The following is a 1,522-nucleotide window of genomic DNA, read 5'->3' on the forward strand; positions in this document are numbered from 1 at the left end:
AACCGAACACCATTTAGGCGGTGTCCTAAATGGGTAAGTTTCGGACAACGGTCTCCCCTAGCCCTTGCAATGTCTAAAAAGCTGATTCATGAGGGATTCCGAAAAACATTCGACGAGATGATTGTAAAAGAGGTTCAGTATCAAGCAAAATTGTATGCCTCGGAGGATCATCGAGAGGCTGCAATGTCTTTTCTGGAAAAAAGAAAACCGGTTTTTAAGGGTAAATAAATCCGTTTTCGGCTTTGCACCCTCTTCCTATTCTTCATTTTTTATGCGGGGGTCTATTTTTTGATTTCTAGGACTTTGTAGAGGGTGGCTTTAAGTTCGGGGAATCCTTTTGCTACGGCTATGGCTCCGTATCTGTTTCCATGGGGATTTCCCTGCCAATCTATCCATAAAGAGTCTATGGCGGCTGCGGTTGCTCCCTTTATGTCTGTTTCCTGATTATCTCCTACATGAATCACTTGCTCAGGTTTGAGGTTTAGTCTTTTTATGACTTCTAAGAAGGGCTGAGGGCTGGGTTTGGCTTCCGGGTTTGTTTCTCCGGCTACCACGTAGGTGTCGAAAAATTTGGCTAGGCCAGAGTCCTTGAATCTTTTTTCTTTCCATCCCGGAGCAAAATCCGTGTCACTCAGTAGTCCGAGCTTGTATCCCTTTTGTTTGAGCTCTGCTAGGAGTTCTGGCGCGCCTTCATAGATTGTGGTGGTATCCTTCAGTATTTCCCAGTACACGTTGGTTAATTCGGCTATCAAGTCTTTGGGTACATTTGTTATGTTTAGCTCTTCGAAAATTTGCTTCCACCACTCGTCTCTGCTTCGGATTAGCCTTTTCTCCCCCTCTTCCTCTGTTTTTATTACCTTTTCCAGCATGGTGTGGTAATTGGCGTTTACTCCTCTCTTTTTTAGGAAGTTGGTTATGAGTTCTGCTACCTTTTTGTGTGATTGTATGCGGTTACTGAAGGAGTCCACGAGGGTTCCGTCGAAATCAAAGATTATTCCCCGTTTCTTCAATTTATATTCCTCTTTAGAATTCAAAATCAACAGTTTGCTCTGTGATATGAGAAGCTGTAGCATTTAAATCTTGTGAGAGGACGTTTGTGGTTACTTGTGCTTTCCATATTCTAGCGCCGCTTCAAACATGGCCACTATGTTCTGCGGTGGCACATCACCCTGCAAGTTGTGTGAAGGAGCTAGTATGTAACCCCCGCTCTTCCCCAGTATTTCTATTACCCGTTTTACCTCTGCCTTCACTTCTTCGGGGGTCCCGTTTGGTAGGAGTTTTTGGTCGTCTATTCCTCCGCAGAAGGTTATTCGGTTGCCATAAGCTTTTTTTAGTGATTCAGCATCCATTCCTTTCGCTAGGGGCTGGATGGGATTCAACACTTCTACCCCGATGTCTATGAAGTGCTCGATCAGGGGAAATATTGCTCCGCAGCTGTGGAAGTATATTCTGGCATCTGTTACCGATTTAACCGTTGTCCGAAACTTACCCATCTAGGACACTTCCAGATGGTGTTCGGTTC

3 protein-coding genes are annotated in these 1,522 nt (G+C 44.6%); 1 reads left to right on the forward strand and 2 read right to left on the reverse strand.

The genetic code is table 11. From position 1 onward, the window contains the following. Positions 1–228 (forward strand): enoyl-CoA hydratase/isomerase family protein (locus ACUVXA_RS20790; RefSeq protein ID WP_445873205.1); only part of this gene is annotated, 228 nt, incomplete at its 5' end. A gap of 53 nt (positions 229–281) precedes the next feature. On the opposite strand, the gene ACUVXA_RS20795 is transcribed toward ACUVXA_RS20790, so the two are convergent. Both ACUVXA_RS20795 and ACUVXA_RS20800 read right to left on the reverse strand, forming a co-directional pair. Continuing rightward, entirely contained in the window at positions 282–1,010 is a 729-nt protein-coding gene (locus ACUVXA_RS20795; RefSeq protein WP_445873206.1) for an HAD family hydrolase, read from the reverse strand. A gap of 90 nt (positions 1,011–1,100) precedes the next feature. Continuing rightward, a complete protein-coding gene (locus ACUVXA_RS20800; protein ID WP_445873207.1) occupies positions 1,101–1,493 on the reverse strand; it encodes a uroporphyrinogen decarboxylase family protein in 393 nt (130 codons plus the stop codon). Between the last annotated feature and the right edge of the window lie 29 nt (positions 1,494–1,522).

The sequence above is a fragment of the Candidatus Jordarchaeum sp. genome (genome assembly GCF_052745115.1).